Here is a 25,893-nt window from a genome sequence, read left to right as displayed (position 1 = left end):
ACATGTAAATTTAAGAATTTATAAAGCAATTATTTTCAGATCTTTCGCTATATGAAACTTTGCATGAGTTAAGCTTTTTAACTCTTCTATAGTTAGCCCTTCTGCTATTTCTCTAAGTACCAACCCTTCACCTTTAACTACATCAATTACTGAAAGGTCAGTTATTATTTTATTTACTTGTTTTGCAGCTGTAAGTGGAAGCACACATTTTTCTAATATTTTTGGTTTTCCGTCTCTATTTACATGTTCCATTGCAATTATCGTTTTTTTAGCACCTACTACTAGGTCCATAGCTCCACCCATGCCTGGAACTTTTTTGTTAGGTATCATCCAATTTGACAGGTTTCCTTCTTCATCAACTTCAAGGGCACCCAAAACTGTTATATCAACATGTCCACCTCTTATTAGAGAAAATGAGAATGCGCTATCAAAAAATGCCCCGCCTTGAACTATAGTTTTTGGCTTTCCACCAGCATCTACAATGCTTTCATCTATTGTATCTTCACTGCTCTCTGGACCTAACCCTAATATTCCGTTTTCTGATTGAAGTACAACCTGAATATCTTTTGTTATGTAATTTGCAGCTAAAGTTGGTATTCCTATGCCTAGATTTACTACATTTCCATCTCTAAACTCTTGCGCTACTCTTCTTGCAATAAGTTCTCTTTTCTCCATGTTACGCCTCACCTACCTTTACAATAGCATCTATAAGTATACCTGGTACCACAACATGATTTGGGTCTATTTCATCAACATATTCTTCTACTTCTACCGCTACATAATCTGCTGCCATAGCCATTATTGCATTAAAGTTTCTAGTTGAACCTTTAAAACTAAGATTGCCATGTTTATCTGCTTTGTGTGCTCTAATAAGTGCAACATCAGCCTTTAAGGGTAATTCTAGTAAATATTCTATTTCATTAACTTTAAGTTTCTGCTTTCCTTCTTCAACTATTGTTCCTACTCCAACTGGTGTTAGAAATCCTCCTAATCCAGCTCCACCTGCTCTTATCTTTTCTGCAAGGGTTCCTTGAGGAAATAGTTGAACATCAGCTTCTCCACTCATTAATAGCTTGCCAGTCTCTGGATTAGCACCTATATAGGATGCTATTATTCTAGATGCCTGCCTATTTGCTATTACTTTATATAAGGCACATTCAGTTGTTCCTGTATCATTAGATATGATGGTTAAATTTTTTACTTCTGAATCTGATAAAGCATTAACTAATACTTCTGGATGTCCATTTTTTAAAAATCCTCCAACCATAATTGAATTGCCATCTTTAATCTTCTTTATAACTTCATTAACTGATGTTAGCTTATTCATTAAAAAATCTCCTATTTATAAATCAAATTTCCATCTCTAAAAGTGCAGAACTCAATGTTTTCCCATGCATATCAATGGCTAAAGATTTAGTAACTCCACCACCTAAAGCTTTTTCAAGTACAAAGTTAAGTGCTCCAAGTTTTGGGAGTTCATATCTTCTTACTTCACCTTTTACAATGTCATGAAACCATGCTTTTACTTTTTCCTCTGTAACATAGGCTTTTATTTTTTCGTAGTCATCCATGTTATAAACAATTAATGAGATATTAGATATATTTCCTTTATCACCAGTTCTTGAATGGGCCATCTCCCTTAATTTCATAATTATACCTCCCTATAAACAACTTCAGTTTTTATGGACTCTTCTGGTATTAATATTGAGGCTATTGATATTATTTCTCTGACATATTTTCTAACTCCGCCACCAGCTGCTGGTCCATTTGTATATAAGGCTTCAACTTCATTTCCTATTATTTTTGCATCTTCTTTTGTTTTAGTTCTAGCCGCTACTCTTAATCTAACCTCTGTATAATCACTTCTAAAATTACTTATACTGTCACTAATTTTATCTTTAAACAGAGAATTAACTCCAATAAAATCTATTCTTAATTCTTCAATAGGAAGCTTTATATATTCTAGTCTCTTCTCTATTACATCTCCAGCTAACTTTGCTCTTTCATATGCTCCTGAGCCACCGTAGCTTATTTCACCCTCACCAATATAACAATCTTTATATCCTACACTGGTTTTAAGAAACCCTGTCTTCTTTTTACCTTTAGCTCCTTTTATGGAAACTCTATCTTTTCCCATATCTTCAACACTTATTTCTGAAAAATCTGCTATAACGTCAGGTGTAAGGTAATTTTCAGGATCATGAATCTCATATATCAATTGTTCTTTACAAGTTTCTGTAGAAATTATTCCCCCAGACTTTTCAAGTTTTGATAGATTAATTTCTCCGTCTTCATAAATATCAGCTATAGGAAATCCTATATTCCATAAGTCTGGTACATCCTTATATCCTGGGTCAGCATAATATCCTCCGCATACTTGAGCACCACATTCTAGTAAATGTCCTGCCACTATCCCTTTTGCAAGTTTATCATACTCATCTTCTTTCCACCCAAACTCATAAATTAATGGAGCTAATACTAATGCAGGGTCTGCTACTCTTCCTGTAATTATGATGTCTGCATTATTTTCTAAAGCTTCTATTATTCCTTTAACTCCTATATAGGCATTAGCAGAAATTATCTTATCTTTAATGGATTCAATTTTTTCACCTGTTTCAATAATCTCATAATCCATATATCCATTTATTTCACTAAATACATCGTCTCCAAGTACTGCAGCTATTTTTAGATTTTTAATATTTTTTTCTTCTGCTATTCTTTTTATAACTTCTGCTGCTGCTAATGGATTTGCCGCACCCATATTAGTAATTACTTTGACCTTTTTTTCTACACATAAAGGTATTATTTTTTCCATTCTATATTCTAATAGTTCATTATACCCTTTATTTTTATCTTTTAATTTTTCTAGCTGTGCTAAAGATATAGTTCTTTCAGCTAAGCATTCAAAAATTATATAGTCTAGATTTCCATAAGTCATAATATCTACAGCTGGCTCTATTCTATCTCCACCATATCCTGCTCCAGATCCTACTCTAACTTTTTTCAAAACTAACCCTCCTTTACTGCAATCACATATATCTATATACGCAAGTATTATGCCAAAGTTTTCAACTGCTAAACGGCACTATTTCTCTAATTTTTATTTCTATACTGTTTATGAATTTCTAAAATTTTAGAAACTTATTATTATAACTTTATGAAATCCTTTTACAAGCTCTGTAAATATATACAATAAACCTCTTTCTAAAATATTAGAAATCATTTCTTAAAGTTTCTAATATTTTAGAAAGAGGTTGCACTCTCTCATTATTTAATTTTATTGTATAAAGATGCTAAAGAAATTCCTAAAGCTTTTGCGGCTGATTTTTTCCCTTCAACAGTATCTCCATACAGTTTTATAGCTTTTTCAATTTCATTTTTTTCAGTTTCTTTTATTATATCCTCTAAGGTTTTAATAGGAATTAGATTATGTATAAACCCTTCCTCCTGAATCTTTTTAGGAAGATCACTGATTTTTATTTCATTATCCTCAGTCATCATTGCCGCAAATTCTATTGCATTTTTTAACTCTCTCACATTACCTGACCACTTAAAACTTTCTAGTAACTTCAACACTTCTTCATTTAGAGATAAATCTTTTCTGAATTTCTTTTCAATTCTTTTTAAAAAATTCTTTGATAGAGGTATTATATCTTTTCTTCTTTCTCTTAAAGGAAGCAAGTTTACTGTAAATATAGCTATTCTATAGTATAAATCTCTTCTAAATTCATTATTTTCTATCATTGTTTCTAAGTTTCTGTTGGTTGCTGCTATTATTCTTACATCAATAGGAATTTCCGTTACTCCCCCTATAGGTCTAATAATATTTTCTTGAAGAGTTCTTAATAGTTTTGCTTGAAGTTTATAATCCATCTCTGATAACTCATCCAAAAATAGAGTTCCACCGCTTGCTTCTAAAAATAGTCCTCTTTTGCCCCCCTTTTTTGCTCCAGTGAATGCACCTTCAGAATATCCAAATAACTCACTCTCTAGAAAGTTACTTTCTAAAGTTGCACAGTTTATAGCTACAAAAGGCTTATTCCTTCTTTCACTTTCATTATGTATTGCCTGAGCAATAAGCTCTTTTCCAGTTCCGCTTTCTCCAGTTATTAAAACATTTAAATCTTTTTTTGCTATCTTAATCGCAAGTGCTTTTGTTTCAATTGTCTTAGGATCTTCTCCAACTATATCGTCAAAAACATATCTAGCTTGATTTCCTATATTTTTAACTTTATCTTTTAAATCCTTTATTATATCATTTGACTTTCTTAATTCCTCAACCAATTTATATATATCGTTAATTTCATTCAATATAGAAATGCCACCGACTATATCATTATTCTCTATTATAGGAACTATATTAACTATATACTCTATACCGGAAACCTTTCTTTTAATTCCTATTAGTTTCTTTCCACTTGAGATTACCTCTGGAAGTTTACTTCCTAATCTAACTTCACTTATTTCTTTTCCTATTATATCTTCATAATTTACATTTGTAATTCTAGTATATGCTGGATTTATATATACAACCCTGAACTCTCTATCTGCTATAAGTACTCCATCATACAAAGAGTCAAATATATTCATTTGCCATTCATTAATTTTCATATTTTTCTCCTGTTTATTTATATTCTTAATATAAATTATACCCTAAAATTTATTCAACTTTAATAAAAAATCCCCCTGCAATAAATTGCAAGGGGATTCTTTGGATTTATATAGTGGTAAAATGTAAGCTAAATTAAGCGTTATAGTTGTGGAATCCTCTTCCACTCTTTCTTCCTAACCATCCAGCTCTAACATACTTTCTTAGAAGTGAGTGAGCTCTGTACTTAGTGTCACCTGTTTCAGTGTAAAGTACATCCATGATAGCTAGACAAACATCTAGACCTATAAGGTCTCCTAATGCTAAAGGTCCCATTGGGTGATTAGCACCAAGTTTCATAGCTGTATCTATGTCTTCTGCAGAAGCGATATCTTCTGCAAGTATTCCTACTGCTTCATTAATCATAGGGATAAGGATTCTGTTTACAACAAATCCTGGAGCTTCTGCTACTTCTACTGGTTCTTTACCAATTGCTACAGAAACTTCTTTAACTGCTTCAAATGTTTCATTTGAAGTAGCCATTCCTCTGATTACTTCAACCAATTTCATTATAGGTGCTGGGTTGAAAAAATGCATTCCTATAACTTTATCTGGTCTCTTTGTAGCTGCTGCTACTTCAGTTATTGAAAGAGATGAAGTATTTGAAGCTAAAATAGTTTCTGGCTTACAAATCTCATCTAATTGAGCGAATATTTCTCTTTTAATTTTCATGTTTTCTACTGCTGCTTCAACAACTAAATCACAATCAGCTGCTAAATTTAAATCAGTAGTTCCTGAAATTCTTGAAAGGATTGCATCCTTATCTTCTTCAGTTATTTTTCCTTTTGCTGCTAGTTTTTCAACATTCTTTTGAATTCCAGCAAGTCCTCTATCTACAAATTCATCTTTAATATCTCTTACTATTACTTCAAAACCTTTTTGTGCAAACGCTTGAACAATACCTGCTCCCATAGTACCTGCACCAAGAACAAAAATCTTTTCCATATTACTAACCTCCATTATTTTAAGGTATTTTCTAAGGGGGGGATTTCTCCCCCTATATTATTGTAACCTAAATTTAGGTAATTAACAATTATGCGTTTTCTTTTAATGCTTTTACTTGAGCTGTTAATTCTGGAAGAACTTTTGTTAAATCTCCAACTATAGCATAGTCAGCTAACTTCATTATAGGTGCATTAGCATCTTTGTTTACTGCTATGATTAAATCAGAATCTTGCATACCAGCAACGTGTTGTATAGCTCCTGATATACCACATGCTATATATATAGTTGGTCTAACTGTTTTTCCTGTTTGACCTACTTGTAAATTTTTATCTAACCATTCTTTTTCTATAGCTGCTCTTGAACCACCAACAGTTCCACCTAAAGCTTCTGCTAATTCTTCTAATAGTTTGAAGTTTTCTTTAGATCCAACTCCTCTACCACCAGAAACTATGAAATTAGCTTCACTTATATCAATTATATCTTTTTTCTCTTTAACTATTTCTATAACTTTTGTTCTTACATCTTCTTGTGTAAGTTTAACGTCAACTTTAATTACTTCAGCATTATTTTCAACCTTATCTGATTTAGTGAAAACTCCTGGTCTTATTGTAGCCATTTGTGGTCTATGATCTTGGCAAGCTATAGTAGCCATTAGGTTACCACCAAAAGCTGGTCTTGTAGCTAATAAGAACTTTCCATTTTCATCTATATCTAATGAAGTACAGTCTGCTGTTAATCCAGTTGTTAATCTAGCTGCTACTCTAGGACCTAAATCTCTTCCTACAAATGTAGCTCCTATAAATAATATTTCTGGTTTTCTATCATTTGCAAGGTCACAAATAACCTTTGTATATCCGTCAGTTGTATAATGAGTTAGTAATTCATGTTCAGCTACTAAAACTTCGTCTGCTCCATGAGTAGCTAATTCTTCTACTAAATTTGATACATTATTTCCAAGAAGTAAAGCCGTAAGTTTTACTCCTAATTTATCTGCAATTTTTCTACCTTCGCCTAATAATTCAAGAGAAACCTTTTGAAGTTCTCCTTCTCTTTGCTCAGCGAAAACCCAAACTCCTTTGTAATCTGCTATATTACTCATTACTCTTACCTCCTAATATTAGATGTAGTGTTTTTCTTTTAATTTTTCTAAAACGTAACTAGCTGCTTCTTTTGCTGGTTTTTCAACTAATTCTCCAGCTCCCTTAGTTTCCTTAGTCATAGATTTCTTAACCTTAGTTGGAGAACCTGGCAATCCAAGCTCAGCTTTATCTACATCAATATCATTCACTGACCAAACTTTAATTTCAGCATCTTTAGTATCAAATATACTTGCGATGTTCATGTATCTTGGGTTATTTAATTCTTTTATTGCTGTTAATAATACTGGTGTTTTTACTTCAACTAATTCATATCCATCTTCTAATGCTCTGTTTATAGTTAATAAGTCACCATTTACTTTTACTTCTTGAACGTAAGTTACTTGTGGAATATTTAAATGTTCAGCTATTTCTGGTCCAACTTGTGCAGTATCTCCATCAATCGCTTGTCTTCCAGCAAATATTATATCGTATTCTAATTTCTTTAAAACTCCTGCTAATGCTTTTGAAGTTGCAAGCGTATCTGATCCTGCAAATGCTCTATCAGTTATTAATATAGCTTCATCTGCTCCCATAGATAATGCTTCTCTTAAAGCATCCTTTGCTTGTGGAGGTCCCATACTTACTATTGTAACTGTTGCTCCGTAAGTTTCTTTAAGAACTAATGCTTCTTCTAATGCGTGTTTATCTTCTGGATTTATAATTGATGGAACTCCATCTCTTATAAGTGTTCCTGTTTTTGGATCTATTCTTACAGCTGTTGTATCTGGAACTTGCTTTAAACAAACTACTATTTTCATATTATTAAGCCTCCCTTAATTACTTTATAACATTTGCAGCGATAACCATTCTTTGAACTTCTGAAGTTCCTTCATAGATTTCAGTTATCTTAGCATCTCTCATTAATCTTTCTACTGGATATTCTTTAGTATATCCGTATCCACCAAATATTTGAACTGCTTTAGTTGTTACTTCCATAGCTACTTCTGATGCAAATAATTTTGCTCTTGCAGCATCTAATGAATATGGAAGTCCTTGATCTTTAAGCCATGCAGCTTTATAAACAAGTTGTCTTGCAGCTTCTACTTTAACATCCATATCAGCTATCATCCATTGTAATCCTTGGAATGCTGAAAGTGGTCTACCAAATTGTTTTCTTTCTTGCATGTAAGCAATTGCTTCTTCTAAAGCTCCTGCAGCAAGTCCTAATGCTTGAGCAGCTATACCAATTCTTCCTCCATCAAGAGTTTTCATTGCTATACCAAAGCCTTTTCCTTCAGCTCCTAATAAGTTTTCTTTTGGAACTATACAGTTTTCCATGATAAGTTCTGTAGTTGAAGATGCTCTTATACCCATCTTGTTTTCTAATTTACCTATTGAGAATCCTGGGAAGCTTTTTTCTACTATGAAAGCAGATATTCCTTTTGTTCCTTTGCTTCTATCTGTCATAGCAAATATTATGAAAGTTTCTGCAACTCCACCATTTGTTATGAATATTTTTGATCCGTTTAATATATAATTATCTCCATCTAAAACAGCAGTAGTTTGTTGTCCTGATGCATCTGTACCAGCACCTGGTTCAGTTAATCCGAAAGCACCAAGTTTTTCACCTTTAGCTAATGCTGGAAGATATTTTTCTTTTTGTGCTGCATTACCAAATGCGTCAACTACACATGCACATAATGAAGTATGAGCTGAAACTATAACTCCGTGAGTTCCACATACCTTTGATAATTCTTCTACTGTCATTATATATGATAAGGTGTCTCCACCAGCTCCACCATATTCTTTTTTAAATGGAATACCTAACATTCCAAGTTTAGCCATCTTTTTAGTGTTTTCCATTGGAAACTCTTCTGTTTCATCAATTTCACCTGCTATAGGCTTTACTTCATTTAATGCAAATTCTCTAACCATTTGTCTTACTAATTGTTGTTCTTTTGTCAATGCGAAATTCATATTTTTACCTCCTTAATTCGTACCTTAATTATTTATTTTGGAAGCTTTTAGCTCTTCTTTCGATAAAAGCATTCATTCCTTCTTTTTGATCTTCTGTTGAGAAACATTTTCCGAAATCTTGTGCTTCTATTGCTATTGCTTCATCTATATTAACTTGCATTCCTCTGTTTATTGCATCTTTGCATAGCTTAACTGCTATAGGTGCATTTTCTGCTATTTTATTAGCCATAGCAAAAGCTTCTTCCATAAGATTTTCTAGAGGAACAACTTTATTAACTAATCCTATTCTTAATGCTTCGTCAGCTTTAATAATGTCACATGTATAAATTAATTCTTTAGCTTTTCCTAATCCAACTAATCTTGGTAATCTTTGAGTTCCACCAAAACCTGGAGTTATTCCTAGACCAACTTCTGGTTGTGCGAATTTTGCTTTTTCAGATGCTATTCTTATATCACATGACATAGCAAGTTCACAACCTCCACCTAGAGCAAAACCTGATATAGCAGCTATTACTGGCTTGTCTAAATTCTCTAATCTTCTAAAAACTTTATTGCCTAAAATACCGAATTCTTCACCTTGTGCTTCGTTTAAATCTTTCATTTCTGAAATATCTGCGCCTGCAACAAATGACTTTTCACCAGCACCTGTTAAAATAACTACATAGCAATCTTTATCATTTTCTAATTCGTTAATAACTACGTCTAAATCCTTTAATGTTTCTGAGTTTAAAGCATTTAAAGCTTTTGGTCTATTGATAGTCACTACCGCAACTCTTTCTTTCTTTTCAAGAGTAACATTTTTTAATTCCATGGTGGTAATCCTCCTTAAAATATAAAGCTAAATTTTTAGTAGGTTTCATAATACAATTTTAGACAAATTATTGGTTTTTTGTTAAATTATATAACTGTTTTATTAACTCTTTGTTAATATTATAACAATTAATTTCAAAAAAAATGACCAACTCTTTGACTTCAATATGATTATAATATGTATAAAAGTTATTTGCAAGGCTTTTATGGCATTTTTCTCTATTAAATAAATTAATATCAAAGCTGTTTTATTTCTTATCAGGATAAAATTGTATTTAATATAAATTTTATCCTATCTATATTGACAATACTGTGTCAAATAAATTCACAGTTTTTTTAATAAAAAAAGAGAGGTTTCCCTCTCTATTGATCTTTTTCATTCAATAAATATATTAATGTAAGTACACTTTCGCTTAAGTGAACATTTTCTATTGTTATATCTTCTGGCGCATCTAAATCAATAGGCGCAAAATTCCATATTCCTTTAACTCCACCTTGAACTAATTTATCACATACCTTTTGAGCATTATTTTTAGGTACACATATTACCCCTATATCAACTATATTATTTTTTAAATACTCAGGCACTCTATCTATATCTTGTATCTCTATGTCTCTTATTTTTATTCCTACAAGTTTAGGATTTGCGTCAAAAATACCAATTATATTAAACCCAAATCTATCAAATCTATAGTTAGCAATTGCCTGACCTATATTACCAGCACCTATTATTATTGTATTATAATCTTTATTTAATCCTAAGATAGAGCTGATTTGAGCATGAAGTTCTCTAACATTGTATCCGTAACCTTGCTGTCCAAAATCGCCAAAACAATTCAAATCCTGACGTATTTGTGATGCTGTAAAGCCTATCTTTTCGCTTAATTCTTTTGAACTTATTCTATCTACATCGTTTCTTAGAAGCTCTCCTAAGTATCTATGGTATTTAGGCAATCTTTTTATAACTGCCATTGATATATTTTTTTTCTTTTCCATATTCGCACCTCTTTCAATATTTCTCTATACACCAAATGTCAAATTCTAAATTGTGAAATTATTATATATTTTTACTCATATTTATATTCTTAAATAGAATTATCAGTATATTTATTATAAATACCCTATATTAATTCTTAACTATACTATTTTATCATAAATACTGCATATTATCTAGTATTGTAAATGTTTAATATAATTATTACTATACTAATTATTATATATCAATATCCATTTAATAACAAAACTTTTGTTTTAAACTTATAGTATTACTACTTTTCTCATAATTATTGAATAATAATTCTTCAAATAGTATAATTTAACTAAAGAATATTTTGGAGGTGTTTTAATGTTAAGTGATAAATTACAAGCCGCTTTAAATGAACAAGTAAACTATGAACTTTATTCTTCTTATAGCTATTTAGCTATGTCTGCTTATTGTGAAACTTTAGATTTAACTGGTTTCGCTAATTTTTTCAGGGTTCAAGCCCAAGAAGAACTTTCTCATGCTATGAAGTTCTATGATTACATATTTCAAAAAAATGGAGAAGTTAAACTTAAAACTATTGAACAACCACTTTTAGGTTTTGATAGTGTAATCCACGCTTTTGAAACTGCCTATGAACACGAACAAGGTGTTACAAAAAGAATTTACAATCTAACAGATTTAGCTACAGAAGAAAAAGAACATGCAACTATAAGTTTATTAAAATGGTTTATAGATGAACAAGTTGAAGAGGAAGATACTTTTAACAAGCTTATAAAGAAGTTAAAAAGATCAATAGAAAATCCTGCTGCACTTTATATGCTGGATGATGAGCTTGCTCAAAGAGTATACACTCCCCCAACTACTACTGTATAAAATTTAATTATTATATAAAAAAATGAGACTTATATATAGCTCAACCCTTGCTATATATAAGTCTCACAATTTTAATTAAGATTCAAACCTAATTGTTGATAATCTAAAACAGGAAATTCCTGTAGCTACTCCCTTATGCCTGAAAGTATTCTCAACCAAATAGATTATATTTAAAATATCATAGTTTGTCAATATAAATCGAATTATGACTTTTAATATTTATCGGCTCTTCTTAATCCCATAATAGTAAAAATGATTCCTAACATTATAATTATAATGCTCATATTAAATAACATAAAAACACCTCTATATTTAATTCATCTAAAGTATATTACTTACATTTATTTTCTTCAATAACTATATATTTAACTATTAAACTTTAAATCTTACTATAACTAGCTATTAAATCAAATATCTTCGTTTTTCTCAATATAGCAGTATTTTTCTATCTTTCTGAAAGACTATATAAAGAAGCATATATTCCATCATTTTTTATTAACTCTTTATGAGTTCCTTTTTCAGCTATTCCCTCTGGAGTTAATACAACAATCTCGTCTGCATTCTTTATCGTTGATAGTCTGTGAGCTACTATTAATGTTGTTCTACCTATTGTTAGTTCTTCTAAGGATTTTTGTATTATCATCTCAGTTGTGTTATCAAGTGCAGATGTAGCTTCATCTAAAATAAGTATCTTAGGATTCTTTAAAAACACTCTAGCTATTGATAATCTTTGTTTTTGTCCACCTGAAAGCTTTAATCCCTTTTCTCCAATATAAGTATTATATCCATCAGGTAAATTTATAATAAACTCATGTATATTAGCTCTTCTAGCAGCCTCAACTACTTCTTCTTCTGAAGCTTCTGGATTTCCATAAAGAATATTTTCTAATATAGTTCCAGTAAATAAGAATACGTCTTGCTGAACTATTCCTATATTTTTTCTTAAAGATTCTCTATTAACAGTAGTTATATCTACTCCATCAATCTTAATTATACCTCCATCAAGTTCATAGAACCTAGGAACTAAGTGACAAAGAGTAGTTTTTCCTCCACCAGATGGACCAACTAATGCAACTGTTTGTCCAGATTTTATATTTAGATTCAAATCTTGTAATACATGTGTTTCTTCGTCATCATATTTAAAGCTTACACCTTCAAATTCTATATTTCCATCTACATTTCTCATCTCAATGACTTTGTCAGAATATTCCTCTTCTTGTTCAGCCATAAGTTCTTGGAATCTTTCAAATCCAGTCATTCCTGACTGTAACTGCTCCACAAAATTTATCAATCTCTTTATGGGATCCATAAAAAGTTTTATATATAATAAATATGCAACATAATCACCAATTGTTATATATCCTTTGAATGTAAAGAACCCGCCTATACTTAATACTATTAGATTAAGTATATCAACAATAAAGAACATTCCAGAATAAAATTCTGCCATAGCTTTATATGCATATTCTCTTGCTTTTCTAAATTTATTGTTACCTACTTGAAATTTGTCTATTTCGTATTTGGTATTTGTAAAAGCTCTTGACACTCTTATTCCTGCAATAGAGTTTTCTAAAGATGCATTTACATCCCCTATTTCTATTCTAGTTTTCTTAAAAGCATCATTCATTTTAATTCTTTTCTTTATTGCATACCATATTAAAACAGGTATAAATGCAAAAGTTATAAGTGTCAGTGGTATATTTATAGTACATAAAACTATAAATGATCCTATAAGCATTATTAATGATATAAATAAATCCTCTGGACCATGGTGTGCTAATTCTGATATCTCCATTAAATCATTCATTATTCTAGACATTATAACACCAGTTTTATTATTATCAAAATAATTAAATGGAAGCTTTTGTAGATGTTTAAAAATCTTTTTTCTCATGTCGGCTTGCATTCTTACGCCAACTACATGTCCCCAATATTGGATAAAATAGTTTACTACTAATTTTAATGCATATATAAATATTAAGGTTATACTCCAAACAACAAGTAACCTTAAATTTTGATTAGGTACATAATCATTTATTATATTTCTGGTAATCATAGGATAAAACAAATCACATATTGATACTAAAAACGCACAGAACATATCAATAGCAAATAACTTTTTATGTGGCTTATAATATTTTACAAATTCTTTAATCAAAATATCCCTCCTTAGTTATATAATTTCATCATTCTATTATAGCATTTTGAAAATTTATTGCAAATTTCAACAAAATAAAAAAATAGCTATAAAAGCTATTTTAATAAATGTAATTATTCACATTTTCACATAATGATATATTGAGCTTATCATCTTTTAATATCTTTTTATATGAGCACAAAAATTCATTTAATTCATTATCTGTTAAATCTATTTTTCCTGAGCTATTAATCATAACTTCATTATTATCTAAATATATTGTAATATCATTTTTGCTGTTTTTTATAGAATAATTTTGTATACTTTTAGTAGTAAGTCTATTTTTATACTTTTCCTGGAAGCCCATTACTTTCCTAGCTTCTTCATAATTTGCTCCATTTAAATTTACTCCCATAGTCTTCATCTGCGCTTCTAGGTTTTCAGCATCAAAACCATATCTTTTCATAATTTCTTTTTGAATATTTACTAACTTTTCCTGAGATATGTTGTTTTCAGCAGTATATTTATTAATTTCCTTCATCATATCTGCCATAGTTATTTTCCCTTGAGTTAAGTCATAATATAATGAATAAATATATGTTTCAAATTTATCTATATCTTTATCTCTAGCTTTGTTCTTGAGGTCATTAAAGTCTATAATTCTATCATCCATAGCCATTCCTCCAATATTCTGTATACTAACTATTATAATAGATTTTTATGTATAATGGAACTAATTGAAACTTAATAACATTTAATTTAAGCCCTCTATTATATTATACTCCTTATTTGCTTCTGTTTTTAAAATTTCTTCAATATCTACAAAAATAATAGAAAACTTATTTTTATTGCCTTCACTTATCTTAATTGCCTTTGCTTCAACTTTTCCGCAATATACTATTATACCTTCGAATATATTATTTTTTATCATAGCCCCTATAAAATCTAATACCACTTCACTATCAACAGATTCCTTACTGCATCTTAATAGTACTTTCTTATCTTCTTTTCTACACATAATCTCTTTTACTGTATTTTTATTATTAAGTACTCCAAAGTTCTCATATCCTAGTTCCTTAAAATAACCTTCACAAAATAATATATACTCGTAATTAGTTAATCTATTTATTTCCTTGATATTTAGTCGTTTATTCTTAAGCGATTCTAATCTCTCTTCTTTTCCCCTAATAACTTTTACAATATTAATAAAGTTTTGCAGCAAAATTATTGACTTTAAAGATACTATAACTAATAGCGTTCCATATATAACTCCATAAAAACTATCTAAAATACTCATGACACCCTCCTTAATACCACAATTGTCTTTTTTTATTGCATATAGAATCTCCATCAATTAAACTTATATTAAATTTATCTGATATTGATTTAATATACTCTTTAGATTCGTCGTCAAAGGCACTCGATGTTATAAATACTCCTTGAATCAAATTCTTTGATGCCATAAACCCTACCTCTTGCTGTAAGGATTCTACCCCTATCTTACCAGAAGTACTATAGAGCATTTTCATCAAGCCTAATGAAGAGTTTTTTTCGTAAATAAACTTAGTTTCACTTTTATTTTTATTTGCATACTCACGTATGAACTTGTATCCCATTTTATTTACAAGCTCTGTAATCCAATCATAGAATTCATACTCATCTAATTCTTTTAAATCCTCTATAGATATAAAACCATACTCTAAAAACTCTCTGTTAAACTGCTTTTCTTTGTATATGTTAAAATTATTAAGACTTTTCTCTAACAGATTAATTATAAATATAGCAATTAATAAAATAATTATTTTAGTCATTTATTTTCTCCTTTTTCTGAATAGCTAACTTCACTCTCTCTATTCTCTTATCACCTAAAGTATCTACGTTTATTAGTAGATTATCATATTCTATTAAAGTATTATCTGTTTCTTTAGGTATGTTTCCTAACTTCTCCAACATAAATCCACCAATAGTTTCTGCATATTGAGAAATTATCTCTGTATGTAGTTCTTCATTAATATCTTCTAGTGAACACTTGCCATCTATGCTATAGGTATTCGCACCAAGTTTAATAATAAAATTTTCCTCATCATCATATTCATCAGATATATCTCCCATAACCTCTTCTATTATATCTTCTATAGTTACTATTCCCGAAAACCCTCCATACTCATCTATTAAAATAGCCATATGATTTTTACTTGTTTTCAATTCTTTAAACAATTCGTCTATGTTTTTATTCTCTGGTACAAAATAGGCTGGTTTTATAACTTTTCTAATATCTGTACTTTCTATGTCCCCTTTTAACAAATGAGTTAGTATATCTTTTATATTAAGGACACCTATTATATTATCTATATCCTCTTCATATATAGGTATCCTTGAAAATTTTTCATTTATTAACTCATCAATAATTTCTCTAAAATTTTCTTCTGCATTAATCATATATACTTCTGTTCTAGGCGTCATTATTTCTCTTGCAACTTTATCATCGAATTCAAATATTCCATCTAACATGTCTCTTTCAGTTTTATTTATTACTCCATGCTCTTCTCCTATATTAATAAGAGACTTTATCTCCTCTTCGGTTACCTTCTCCTCCAATCCTTCTGTGCTTATCCCTAGTATTCTTATTAATAGATTTGTGGATGCCGAAAGAAACTTAACAAATGGCTTAGCTATTTTAGATAAAAATACAATTATATTAATTGAAAACATAGCAACAACTTCAGCCTTTTGCAAAGCTATCCTCTTAGGTAACAGTTCACCTAAAACCAAAGTCAAATATGATATGACTATAGTTGTTAGTATTAATGCTATTTGTTGACTATAGGGAATATTATAATAGCTTAATTTATTAGCAAAATTATTAGAAATGCCAGTAGCTGCTGAAGCACTAGCAAAAAATCCAGCTAATGTAATTCCAACTTGTATAGTAGCTAAAAAATTACTTGGTTCATCTAGTAGTTTTATTAATGCTTCTGCTTTTTTATTTCCTTCAGCTGCTAACATATTTATTTTATTTTTATTTAAAGAAACTATTGCCATTTCTGAGGCAGCAAAAAAGGCATTTATACACACTAATATCAAAATTATAATAATACTGCTTAACGAATTTTCTTCCATTAAAAACACTCCCTCATAATTGCATTTTACTATTTTAAGTATTGAACTATTTAGGCTTTGTTATTCAATATTATCGATTAATGTTATAATATTTATGTTAATAAGAAAGGGGCTTTAAAAATGTTAGGAACTATAGTTAATTTTTTTACTATTTTTGTTGGTGGAATAATTGGGGTGTTATTAAAAGGTGGACTACCTAAGAGATTTACCGATACTATTATGAGCGGTGTAGCTTTATGTGTAATATACATAGGTATTTCAGGCACTTTAAAAGGTGAGAATATGTTACTAATTGTAATTTCTATAGCCATTGGTTCATTACTTGGTGAATTAATAAATATTGATGAGAAATTAATTCTTTTAGGTAACTTCATAGAAAATAAAGCTAAGAGTTTTTCTAAAGATACGTCTATATCATTAGGTTTTGTCACTGCTAGTTTATTATTTTGCGTTGGAGCTATGGCAGTTGTTGGTTCGCTTGAAAGCGGACTTTTAGGCAAATATGATATTTTGTTTACAAAATCAATTTTAGATGGGGTTACATCGTTAATTCTTTCTTCTACCTTAGGTATAGGTGTTATATTATCTGCTTTTAGCGTATTAGTTTATCAAGGTCTTATCACTCTAGCAGCATCATTACTGCAAAATATTTTAACTACCCCTATTGTAAATGAAATGAGCGCTGTGGGTAGTCTTTTAATCATTGGGATTGGGCTAAACATGTTAGGAATTACAAAAATCAAGGTAGCTAATATGTTACCTGCTATATTTATACCTATCATCTATGGGTTATTCTTTTAAAATTAAAAGCGAGCTATATTAGCCCGCTTTTATTATAATCCTAAAAGTTTAAGTATATTATCTATTCTTCTTAATCCAAAATCTACTGGTTTGATGTCTAAATATTTTACGCCTCTTTTGCTTAAATCCTCTTTTACCTTTGCTTGTACTAATATCATTTCTGGTGACATCAAAACCACATCTACACCGTCTAGCACGTCAACATATTCATTTTCATCAGCGAATACCCATTCAAATGGCAGATTATTATTTTCTCTATAAGCTTCTGCATCCTTTTTAAAGGCCTTAGATTGTCCTGTTTTTTTGCACATTACTAATACTTTATTCATTTAAATCATCCCTTCTTGCTACTAAAATTATAAAAAATATTTTACCCACTACTATTTTATCACTTATACTAACATTTACAAAGAGTTCCTGAATATTTTTTATTATTCTATTGAAATTATTAGTTTCTTAACAATATTCTCAATAGATTGTCTTTCTTCTACAGTAATAATATTATTTTCAGCTTCACTTTCATTGTATATTTTTATAAACAAAGCCTCGTTTTCTCTTCCTTTATTACTTAACATCATGTAGCACATTCTTTTATCTGATTCCGAATATTTTTTTTCAATTAAATCATATCTTATAAGCTTATTTACTAGTTGAGTTACTGTCGACTTATCTTTATTTATAAAAGAAGCTATCTCTTTCATACAAAGTCGTTTTTCTTTAGAAAATATTATTCCAATTAATATAGCAAAATGTGATGCTCCTAATCCAATAAAATTTTCTTGTTTTAATTTGTTTTCTATAGAATTATTATATTTGTCCAAGAATTTACTAAATAAAACACTTATTTCTCTATACACTACGCAACCCTCATATCTATATGTATTTATTTTCCTATAATACTATTATCGTACATGTAGTAGAAACTTTAGCATAAAAATTAGCTATTACACCAACATTAAATAGCTAGTGTAATAGCCTCACATTATTTTATCAGCAATTAATTAAATATCTTAGGTTTTATTGTTTTTAATAATTTTCTTTTCTCTTTCTTTTGATAACAAATATCCCAGCCAATGTTGCCATCATTCCCAAAGCTAATAATCCATTCATGTCAAGGGTACCACCTGTTTGAGGAAGTACTTCACCATTATTACTATTGCTAGCCTTTTCAGCTACTATGAATTTTGAGAAGTGTGAAGTTGTGAATATAACTTTATTTCCATCAATCTTAGTATCCATAACTTCAAACTTGTTTGTTTCTTCATTATAATAGAATACAGCTAACTTTGATTTATCTAATCCCTTTAATTCTTCATCTGTTAATGTTATTGTTATCTCTGCAATCCCATCTTTAAAGTTATGCACTTCCAAAATACTATCTCCATTAACTATGGATAGGCTGAAGTTAAATACTTTCTTTAGCCCTTTGATGTTTTTAGTTAAATCATTACTATCTTCTATAGAAGTTTTAAATATAACTTTTGATCCATCCGTAAGAAGGCTTCTATCTATTAAGGTAAATGGTAAACTTATATTTACCTTATCGCTCTTTATTTCTAAACTTCCTTTACCATTTCTTATTGCTTCTATATCCGTTATTTCTACTATAACATCTTTGCCTTCATTTTTAACTTCCACAACATTTTTACCATCTTTGTTGCTTATCTTAGAAATTTCAACAACCATATTTCCATTTTCATCTATTATGATTATTACAGGTTGTTTTACTGGATTTTCCGGATTTGTTGGGTTGCCTGGATCTGGATTCCCTGGTTCTTCTGGATCTGTTGGTTCTGCTGACTTTTCTACTTTAACAGATCTTTCAAGCGTTACTACATTACCATCTTTATCTACTATTTTATATACTACTTTATATTCTCCAGCTTTTGATGTATCTACATTATTTGATAAAATTTCTATAGTAGAAGTTAAATCTTCCCCGTCTATATCATAAGCCTTAACATCTTTAAGTGGATCGAAAGTTTCTCCAACCTTTATTGTAATGTTTCCTGCTTCAATAAACCCTTTATCAAGAACTCTAACTATAAATATTCTTTCTGATTTATTTCCTGCATTATCCACAGCCTCAACTTTTACTCTAAATACACCATTTTTTGACGTATCTACAATGTGAGTAACTACAGCCTTTGAAGTAATATCTCCATCTTTATTATCAGTAACTTTTAATCCTAAATCGGCTATTGGATCAAAATTAGATCCTAAAGCTATTATAGCATTGTGTCCTTCGATAACTGGTGCTGTACCATCTTCTCTTATTGTAAGTTTAAATGTTTTTTCAGTTTTGTTACCAGATTCATCAGTAACTGATGCTGTAACCACATATTCTCCAACTGTATCATACTTAACTTTACTATCATCTATTATAACTTTAGTAGTTATATTGCCATCCATATCATCAATAGCAACAATTGATAATGCTTTTAGTAAATCTACAGTGGTACCTTTTTCTATTGCTGTATCCTTACCTGTTAATTCCGGTGCTCCACTATCTTTTACTGGCTCAAATGATACTGATCTATAATTATATCCATCACCATCAACATATACCCTTATAGTTTGTATACCCTTTTCAAGCGATACATACATAGGTGTGCTTGTATCTATGAATTTACCCCAATCTCCTGTTGAAGTTAGTGGCAATCTACCTAATTCTTTACCTTCGCCAGTTTGTATAACAGCTACAGCCCCACCAACATTTGTTGCATAATTTAGGTTTACTTTATACTTTCCTGCTTCAGTTACATTTACTGAATAGTCAAGATAAGTTCCTGCTACAGTACATCCAATATTCTTTATATTATTCTTCGTTTCAATAGCATATCCCTTATCCTTAGATGCACTATAGAAACTATCAGCTAAAATAGTAGATTTCTCTCCTAGAGTTCCACTAATAACTTGATGTTGTGCTTTTTTCTCAATTTTAATTGAGCTTAATGTGAATCCTGGGTTTACAGCTTCAAATCTCAAAGTTTGAAGTCCAGACTCTAGAGTTATAGTATCCTTAAATTCATTTGTTCCTCCCCAGAAATTACCCATGCTATAAGTTACTAGATTACCTGCAATATTAGTTCCCATTCCTTGACTTACTTTTATCGCATTAGTTACTCCACCATTATTGTTAGCAGTGTAAGTTAATGTATAAGCCCCAGCATCTTTTACATCTAGATAATAATCCACTCTATTTCCTGCAACTACATTTGCTGCTAAAGAACCTTTTGTCCTATATGCATTAGTTTCAGTTAAAGTCACTGCAGTATTTTCTATTACATTTGCTGTGGGTAATTGAGTTCCCTTTTCACATGTAATATCTGTAGTTAATGCATTATTGCCTGTAGAATCTGTATAAGCCTCAACTGGTACACTTACTGTTAAAATTAAATCTTCATAATAAGTTTTCCAATCTTTTAATGTTACTTTTACATGAGTTGGATCAACATATTGAACTGAATCTAATTTAACATATCCGCTAGAGATTATATCTCCTGATAAAGTAATATTATTTACTTTATCCTGTACAAAAGTTCCACCACTTAAAGTAATAATTAATTCTTTTGCGTTAAGTTCTATCTTATTAATCGATGATAAAGATTCACCGTCGTTATTAGCAACTATAACAAAATCATCAGTTATGCTATAAGTTTTAGATTCTCCACCTACTAATTCTTTAGCTGACATTGAAACTGTAACAGTTTTATCTAAATCAAAATCAACAGTTCTTTCACCTAAAAGAGTTATTTTTGCATGAGTTGCATCTATCCTCTCTACGTCAAAATCTACTCCTGATGGAAGATTAGATATATTCCAATTGCTCTTATCTAAACTAGCTACAAAACTTGCATCTGTAAGATTAACTTTTATTTCTTTTCCATTTAAAGAATTTTCAGTAATTGTGTTTTCTTCTAATTCAATTACTGGTCCTATAGAAAACCAATTAAGATCAAACCCTACTTTATTTACTAATTTAATTATCTGTTCCCCTTCTGTAAGACTTATACTTACAGTTTGAGTTTGCCAGTTATTCCATCCACCAGTAGTATTTAATTCAATATCATTGCCTATCTTATTGCCATTTGAATATACTTCAAATGTAGGTTTTTCATTACCTGATGTAATATTTAAATTAAAACTATATTCTCCGGCTTCTTGAACATTAACTTTGTATTCCACAAAATCATTAGGATCAAAATATCCTACATGTCCATTTTCTATTACAACACCTTGTGAATTTACAACATTCTCAGCTTCAATCTTTCCTGGTAAAGATTGTACTTCCTTAACTTTTTCAAATTTAATATTTCTAATATTAAATTCTCCATCTATTTTAAGTCTTATTTTCTGAATTCCTGTTTTCTCAAATTTAATTAAATTTTGAGCTACAGAATAAACATTCCAATCATTATTCCATGATGTTTGAGCTACCTTTACAGTTGATAAGGTTTTTGTTCCATCTTCTGAAGAAACTACAATACTCTTATCTCCACCATATGGATTTGCCACCTCGAAAGAAACATTATACGATCCAGCTTCTTTGACATCAAGTAAATAATCTATAAAAGTATTTTCTTTAAGGTACCCAATATGATCTCCTTCTATTTTTACATTATCAGTTGCCTTAATAAAGTTTGTTGAACTAAATTTTCCTGAAACAGAATTAATTTTTGAAACGTCTACTGGATTCCATATATAGGTTGCAACATTTTTAGCTGGTATTACATCACCTATTTGAACTCCTTCACTTAACACTTTAAACTTTTGAGCTTTATCAGTTTGATTAATAACAACCATAGCAATTGACCCATCTGGATTCTTAAATGCTACATTTGTAACAGTATCTGCTGATCCATAGTTAGTATCAATTCTTACAGCACCCGGTCTTATAAACTTAGAGAATTGACCAGAAATATAATATTCTGGAGTTGCCCAATAATTTTCTCTATCATTAGCATCTTGTACCCACATAGTTGGATCTGGAGTTCCTGTCCATTGTTCAGGAGCTATATTACTATCTAACATGGTAACCCATGAAGTATAAGTTTCAGCATAGTTTCTAAAATATTGAGCTATTCTATCAGCACCTTTAGTTCCCCATACCGATCTTTCTGTTAAATTCATTGATTTACTTGGGAATAGGTTGTGAACTTGAGTCATTGCTGTTGGCTCTCCACCATAATCATGGAATGCAACACCATCAACAGCAGCAAACCCTTGTAAATCATTTAATATAGGAGATACATAACTTACTGCACTACTAAAGTTATGGTCAAATGCCCAAACCTTAGGATCTATATTTTTTGCTTTAAGAACGCTACTCTTTGCAACTTCAGCTTTAATAGCTATAGCTAACTTTCTTTCTTGTTCTGAAGTCATTTTACAGCTTGGATAGTTAATTTCTAATTCTGGTTCATTTTGAAGAGTCATAGCATACATAGGTATTCCTAACTTCGCATACTCTTCCATAAATCTTATATAATATTTAGCAAGATCATCTATATAGTCATCATTTAATGCACCACCTTTTAAAAGATTTGCATTATTTTCATAGCTTTTACTGCTTGATGTTTGAACCTTCATCCATCCTGGAGGTGTCCAAGAAGAAGAAAATATTTTAACATCTGGGTTTATAGCTAAAGCTTCTTTTATTGTTTCTACTATCTTATAATCTATATCTTTTTGAATTGAGAATCCTTTACCAGTTGTATTATACCAATCTGGATTGCTCGGATCTTGAATATTATCATAATAAGTGTAGAATTCTTGTCCAGTGAAGTCAGCTGTTCCTATAGTAATTCTTAATAAACTCATTCCAGCTCCATTTTCTGGATCTAAAAGTTTAGTTAAGAATTCAGTTCTTTTTTCTTTAGACATTTTAGCTAAGTTATTAACTGTAGATTCTTCCATAGATGTTCCCATACCTACAAATGTTTGATATTCTTTTGAAGTATCAACAGTTATAGTTGTAGCTTCTTGACCATCAGGTGAAGTAATATCTAAATTATCTTTTTGACTAAGTGTATTTGATATTTCCTTTGGAGAATCATACCAACTCATACTACCTGATTGCTCAGATGAACTCATATATACTTCAACAGCACCATCTTCAATAACTTGTCCTTGAGGATTATAAATCACATCGTCATCATCTGGAACTTCTGGCGCCTCATAGTCACCTATTTTAGTAAAGCTCATCCAATTGAAATTGAAGTTACCACTTCCAGCTCTAAATCTTAATGTCTGCTTCCCTGCTTTAAGGTTAGCTACGCCTTTTACAGTTTGCCAATTCTGCCATCCCGTTGTATCAGGCACGCTAGTCTTTGTTAATAATGTTGATCCTAATAATAATTCAATACCTCCTGTTGACCCACCAGGACTTGCAACTCTAAATTCAACTTCATATTTAGCATCTTCAGCAACATTTACATAATAATCTAACCAATCTCCAGCATCAGTATAACCTGCATTTTGTCCACCGCCAGCATCACTAGTAGTTTCAAACTGGAAACCACTTTGGGTTGAATAAGCTTCTGTTTCTACTTTTCCTGGTACTGGAATAGAAGGCTTATCTTGTTTCTCTGGTTTTGCTGGTAATTCTTTATTTTCACCTTTTTTAAGTCCAAAACCATAATTGAATAAGGCTTTCCCATCTTCATGTTTTGTTGTTATATCTTCTGCATACCATGGCCATGTCATAGTAAGCTTTCCTGTAAAGTCGTAATTACCGAATAATACATCAGCTACGCCTTGACCTTCAGTCCCTGGTAGCCACGCTTCAACTAAACCGTCAAAATCTTCTACTTGATCAGCTATAGTAATAGGTCTTCCTGTTACTAAAACTGCAACCACTGGTAAATCAGGATTAGTTTCTTTTATATTTTTTAGTGTTAATAAATCATCTGCATCTAATGTTAGCTTATCTGGAGTTCTATCTCCATCTGTTTCTGCATAAGGTGTTTCCCCTATAACAACTATTGCTACATCATTTTCAGCTGATGCTCTACCACGTTTGTTATAACTTACCTTAACATCTGAGCCTACAGATTCTTGTATTCCTTTAAGTATTGTTGTTCCTGGAGTAATGTTACCTGTGCTTCCTTGCCAAGTTATAGTCCATCCACCACTTTGTATTCCTATGTCATCTGCACTTTTTCCAGCTACAAGAATATTTTTCTTATTCTTTAATTGTCCTACTATATCGTTATTATTTTTGAGTAAAACTAATGATTCTCTAACAGCTTGTCTTGCTATTTCTCTATTTTCTAATGAACCAACAGTACTTAATAAGTCTCTTTGAGCATATGGATCTTCGAAAAGCCCCATTTCAAACTTAACTGTTAGTATTCTTGTTACAGCATCATCTATTCTAGTTTCCGATACTTTACCCTCTTTTACTAAAGCAGTTAGATCAGTTATAAAGTTCTTCCATTCATTAGGTTCCATAGCCATATCAACACCTGCATTTATAGCTACAGCTATCTTATCTTTCTGACTACTTATACCGTTTCCTGTTATTTGTTTAATACCCTCATAATCAGATACGACAATACCTTTAAACCTTAAATCTTGCTTTAATACTTTAGTAATTAAATCAGCATTACCATGACACTTTACTCCATTTATACTATTGTAAGATACCATTACAGATCTTACTCCTGCATTAACTGCTGCTTGATATGGAGGAAGTAATTCTTCTTTTAATACTTTTTGGAATTCTTCTTCACTCATTACAACATTACCTTGATTAGTTCCGTTTTCTGTTATCCCTTCACCAATATAATGTTTAGCAGTAGCAATAACCTTATCATCCCTCTTAAGAGTTCTAGCAGGATTTTCTCCTTGAAGACCCTTAATATAAGCTTCACCCATCTTAGCTACTAATTCTGTATTTTCTCCGAATGCCTCATAGGTTCTCCCCCATCTTTCATTATGAGGTATACCTAAAGTTGGAGCAAAAGTCCAGTTTACTCCAGTTGCTCTTACTTCTTCAGCAACTGCTTGACCTACTTTTTCTACTAATTTTTCATTTCCTGTTGCACCTAACCCTATGTTATGTGGAAATATTGTTGCGCCATAAACATTATTATGTCCATGCACCGCATCTACTCCATACAAAATAGGAATTCTTAGTTCAGTAGATACAGCTGCCCTTTGATAATCATCAATCATGTCAGCCCATCCTTCAGCAGTATTATTAGATGGTAATGATCCTCCTCCACTTAACACTGAACCTAATTGATACTTCTTTAAATCCTCTGCTGTAGTAGTTTTTCTTTCCGATTGCACCATCTGAGCTACCTTTTGCTCTAGTGTCATTCTTCCAAGCAAATCTTTAACCCTATCTTCTACTGATGCTCTTGAATTAAGGTAAGTTGGCACATTTCCTTCAGCGGCACCTGCTGGAAAAATATTTCCTAAGAGCATTGTAGTTGTAAAAGTTGTGGTTACGAATCTGGATAACCATTTCTTTAACATTATATAGATTTCCCCCTTCAATTAATTTATT

At 30.7% G+C, this 25,893-nt stretch carries 21 protein-coding genes; 2 read left to right on the top strand and 19 right to left on the bottom strand.

Annotation, left to right across the window (positions count from 1 at the left end):
- Window positions 1-18: 18 nt before the first annotated feature.
- The 11 genes from BUA92_RS17065 to BUA92_RS17015 form a co-directional block, all read right to left on the bottom strand.
- The gene (locus tag BUA92_RS17065) at window positions 19-675 is read right to left on the bottom strand and encodes a 3-oxoacid CoA-transferase subunit B (protein ID WP_073021579.1); all 657 of its coding nucleotides are present in this window, start codon (window positions 673-675) and stop codon (window positions 19-21) included.
- Window position 676: 1 nt separating this feature from the next.
- Window positions 677-1,327 carry a 3-oxoacid CoA-transferase subunit A gene (locus BUA92_RS17060; RefSeq protein WP_073021577.1) on the bottom strand — a complete coding sequence of 217 codons (651 nt, stop codon included), beginning with the start codon at window positions 1,325-1,327 and terminating at the stop codon, window positions 677-679.
- A gap of 22 nt (window positions 1,328-1,349) precedes the next feature.
- Entirely contained in the window at window positions 1,350-1,649 is a 300-nt protein-coding gene (locus BUA92_RS17055) for an AtuA-related protein (protein WP_073021575.1), read from the bottom strand.
- Between the two features lie 2 nt (window positions 1,650-1,651).
- Complete coding sequence (locus BUA92_RS17050) at window positions 1,652-3,007, bottom strand: acyclic terpene utilization AtuA family protein (protein WP_073021573.1); 1,356 nt, start codon at window positions 3,005-3,007, stop codon at window positions 1,652-1,654.
- Window positions 3,008-3,267: 260 nt separating this feature from the next.
- Window positions 3,268-4,611 carry a sigma-54 interaction domain-containing protein gene (locus tag BUA92_RS17045; RefSeq protein ID WP_073021571.1) on the bottom strand — a complete coding sequence of 448 codons (1,344 nt, stop codon included), beginning with the start codon at window positions 4,609-4,611 and terminating at the stop codon, window positions 3,268-3,270.
- 133 nt (window positions 4,612-4,744) lie between these two features.
- Entirely contained in the window at window positions 4,745-5,593 is an 849-nt protein-coding gene (locus tag BUA92_RS17040; protein WP_021800324.1) for a 3-hydroxybutyryl-CoA dehydrogenase, read from the bottom strand.
- 88 nt (window positions 5,594-5,681) lie between these two features.
- The gene (locus BUA92_RS17035) at window positions 5,682-6,692 is read right to left on the bottom strand and encodes an electron transfer flavoprotein subunit alpha/FixB family protein (protein ID WP_073021569.1); all 1,011 of its coding nucleotides are present in this window, start codon (window positions 6,690-6,692) and stop codon (window positions 5,682-5,684) included.
- An 18-nt stretch (window positions 6,693-6,710) separates the two neighbouring features.
- Window positions 6,711-7,490, bottom strand: coding sequence for an electron transfer flavoprotein subunit beta/FixA family protein (locus BUA92_RS17030; RefSeq protein ID WP_073021567.1), 780 nt, complete (start codon window positions 7,488-7,490; stop codon window positions 6,711-6,713).
- Between the two features lie 19 nt (window positions 7,491-7,509).
- Window positions 7,510-8,649 (bottom strand): acyl-CoA dehydrogenase, encoded by a 1,140-nt coding sequence (locus BUA92_RS17025; protein WP_021800321.1) that lies wholly within the window; start codon window positions 8,647-8,649, stop codon window positions 7,510-7,512.
- Between the two features lie 28 nt (window positions 8,650-8,677).
- Complete coding sequence (locus BUA92_RS17020) at window positions 8,678-9,460, bottom strand: short-chain-enoyl-CoA hydratase (RefSeq protein WP_073021565.1); 783 nt, start codon at window positions 9,458-9,460, stop codon at window positions 8,678-8,680.
- A gap of 362 nt (window positions 9,461-9,822) precedes the next feature.
- Complete coding sequence (locus BUA92_RS17015; RefSeq protein WP_021800319.1) at window positions 9,823-10,455, bottom strand: redox-sensing transcriptional repressor Rex; 633 nt, start codon at window positions 10,453-10,455, stop codon at window positions 9,823-9,825.
- Between the two features lie 349 nt (window positions 10,456-10,804).
- Here BUA92_RS17015 and BUA92_RS17010 point away from each other — a divergent pair, with 349 nt between their 5' ends.
- A complete protein-coding gene (locus tag BUA92_RS17010) occupies window positions 10,805-11,317 on the top strand; it encodes a ferritin (RefSeq protein ID WP_073021563.1) in 513 nt (170 codons plus the stop codon).
- A 445-nt stretch (window positions 11,318-11,762) separates the two neighbouring features.
- Here BUA92_RS17010 and BUA92_RS17005 read toward each other — a convergent pair whose 3' ends face one another.
- The 5 genes from BUA92_RS17005 to BUA92_RS16985 all read right to left on the bottom strand — a co-directional run bounded on the left by BUA92_RS17005 (window position 11,763) and on the right by BUA92_RS16985 (window position 16,574).
- On the bottom strand, window positions 11,763-13,475 hold the full coding sequence (locus BUA92_RS17005; protein WP_073021561.1) for an ABC transporter ATP-binding protein: 1,713 nt from the start codon (window positions 13,473-13,475) through the stop codon (window positions 11,763-11,765).
- 100 nt (window positions 13,476-13,575) lie between these two features.
- Window positions 13,576-14,127: a DUF3867 domain-containing protein gene (locus BUA92_RS17000; protein WP_073021559.1), complete on the bottom strand. Its 552-nt coding sequence runs from the start codon at window positions 14,125-14,127 to the stop codon at window positions 13,576-13,578.
- Between the two features lie 81 nt (window positions 14,128-14,208).
- Window positions 14,209-14,751, bottom strand: coding sequence for a restriction endonuclease (locus tag BUA92_RS16995; RefSeq protein WP_073021557.1), 543 nt, complete (start codon window positions 14,749-14,751; stop codon window positions 14,209-14,211).
- A gap of 10 nt (window positions 14,752-14,761) precedes the next feature.
- Window positions 14,762-15,265 carry a restriction endonuclease gene (locus tag BUA92_RS16990; RefSeq protein ID WP_073021555.1) on the bottom strand — a complete coding sequence of 168 codons (504 nt, stop codon included), beginning with the start codon at window positions 15,263-15,265 and terminating at the stop codon, window positions 14,762-14,764.
- On the bottom strand, window positions 15,258-16,574 hold the full coding sequence (locus tag BUA92_RS16985; protein ID WP_073021553.1) for a hemolysin family protein: 1,317 nt from the start codon (window positions 16,572-16,574) through the stop codon (window positions 15,258-15,260). The genes BUA92_RS16990 and BUA92_RS16985 overlap by 8 nt, the downstream gene beginning before the upstream one ends.
- Window positions 16,575-16,694: 120 nt before the next feature.
- Between BUA92_RS16985 and BUA92_RS16980 the strand changes: the two genes are divergently transcribed.
- Entirely contained in the window at window positions 16,695-17,375 is a 681-nt protein-coding gene (locus BUA92_RS16980; RefSeq protein WP_073021551.1) for a DUF554 domain-containing protein, read from the top strand.
- A 32-nt stretch (window positions 17,376-17,407) separates the two neighbouring features.
- Here the strand turns inward: BUA92_RS16980 and BUA92_RS16975 are convergent, their stop codons facing one another.
- The 3 genes from BUA92_RS16975 to BUA92_RS16965 form a co-directional block, all read right to left on the bottom strand.
- Window positions 17,408-17,704 (bottom strand): hypothetical protein, encoded by a 297-nt coding sequence (locus tag BUA92_RS16975; RefSeq protein ID WP_073021549.1) that lies wholly within the window; start codon window positions 17,702-17,704, stop codon window positions 17,408-17,410.
- Window positions 17,705-17,806: 102 nt separating this feature from the next.
- On the bottom strand, window positions 17,807-18,232 hold the full coding sequence (locus BUA92_RS16970; RefSeq protein WP_073021547.1) for a MarR family winged helix-turn-helix transcriptional regulator: 426 nt from the start codon (window positions 18,230-18,232) through the stop codon (window positions 17,807-17,809).
- A gap of 169 nt (window positions 18,233-18,401) precedes the next feature.
- Entirely contained in the window at window positions 18,402-25,862 is a 7,461-nt protein-coding gene (locus tag BUA92_RS16965) for a glycoside hydrolase family 3 N-terminal domain-containing protein (RefSeq protein ID WP_073021545.1), read from the bottom strand.
- Window positions 25,863-25,893 lie beyond the last annotated feature (31 nt).

Origin of the sequence: Clostridium intestinale DSM 6191 (assembly GCF_900130055.1) — a bacterium.
Classification (GTDB): domain Bacteria; phylum Bacillota; class Clostridia; order Clostridiales; family Clostridiaceae; genus Clostridium_T; species Clostridium_T intestinale.
This window is presented reverse-complemented; position numbering and strand designations above follow the sequence as displayed.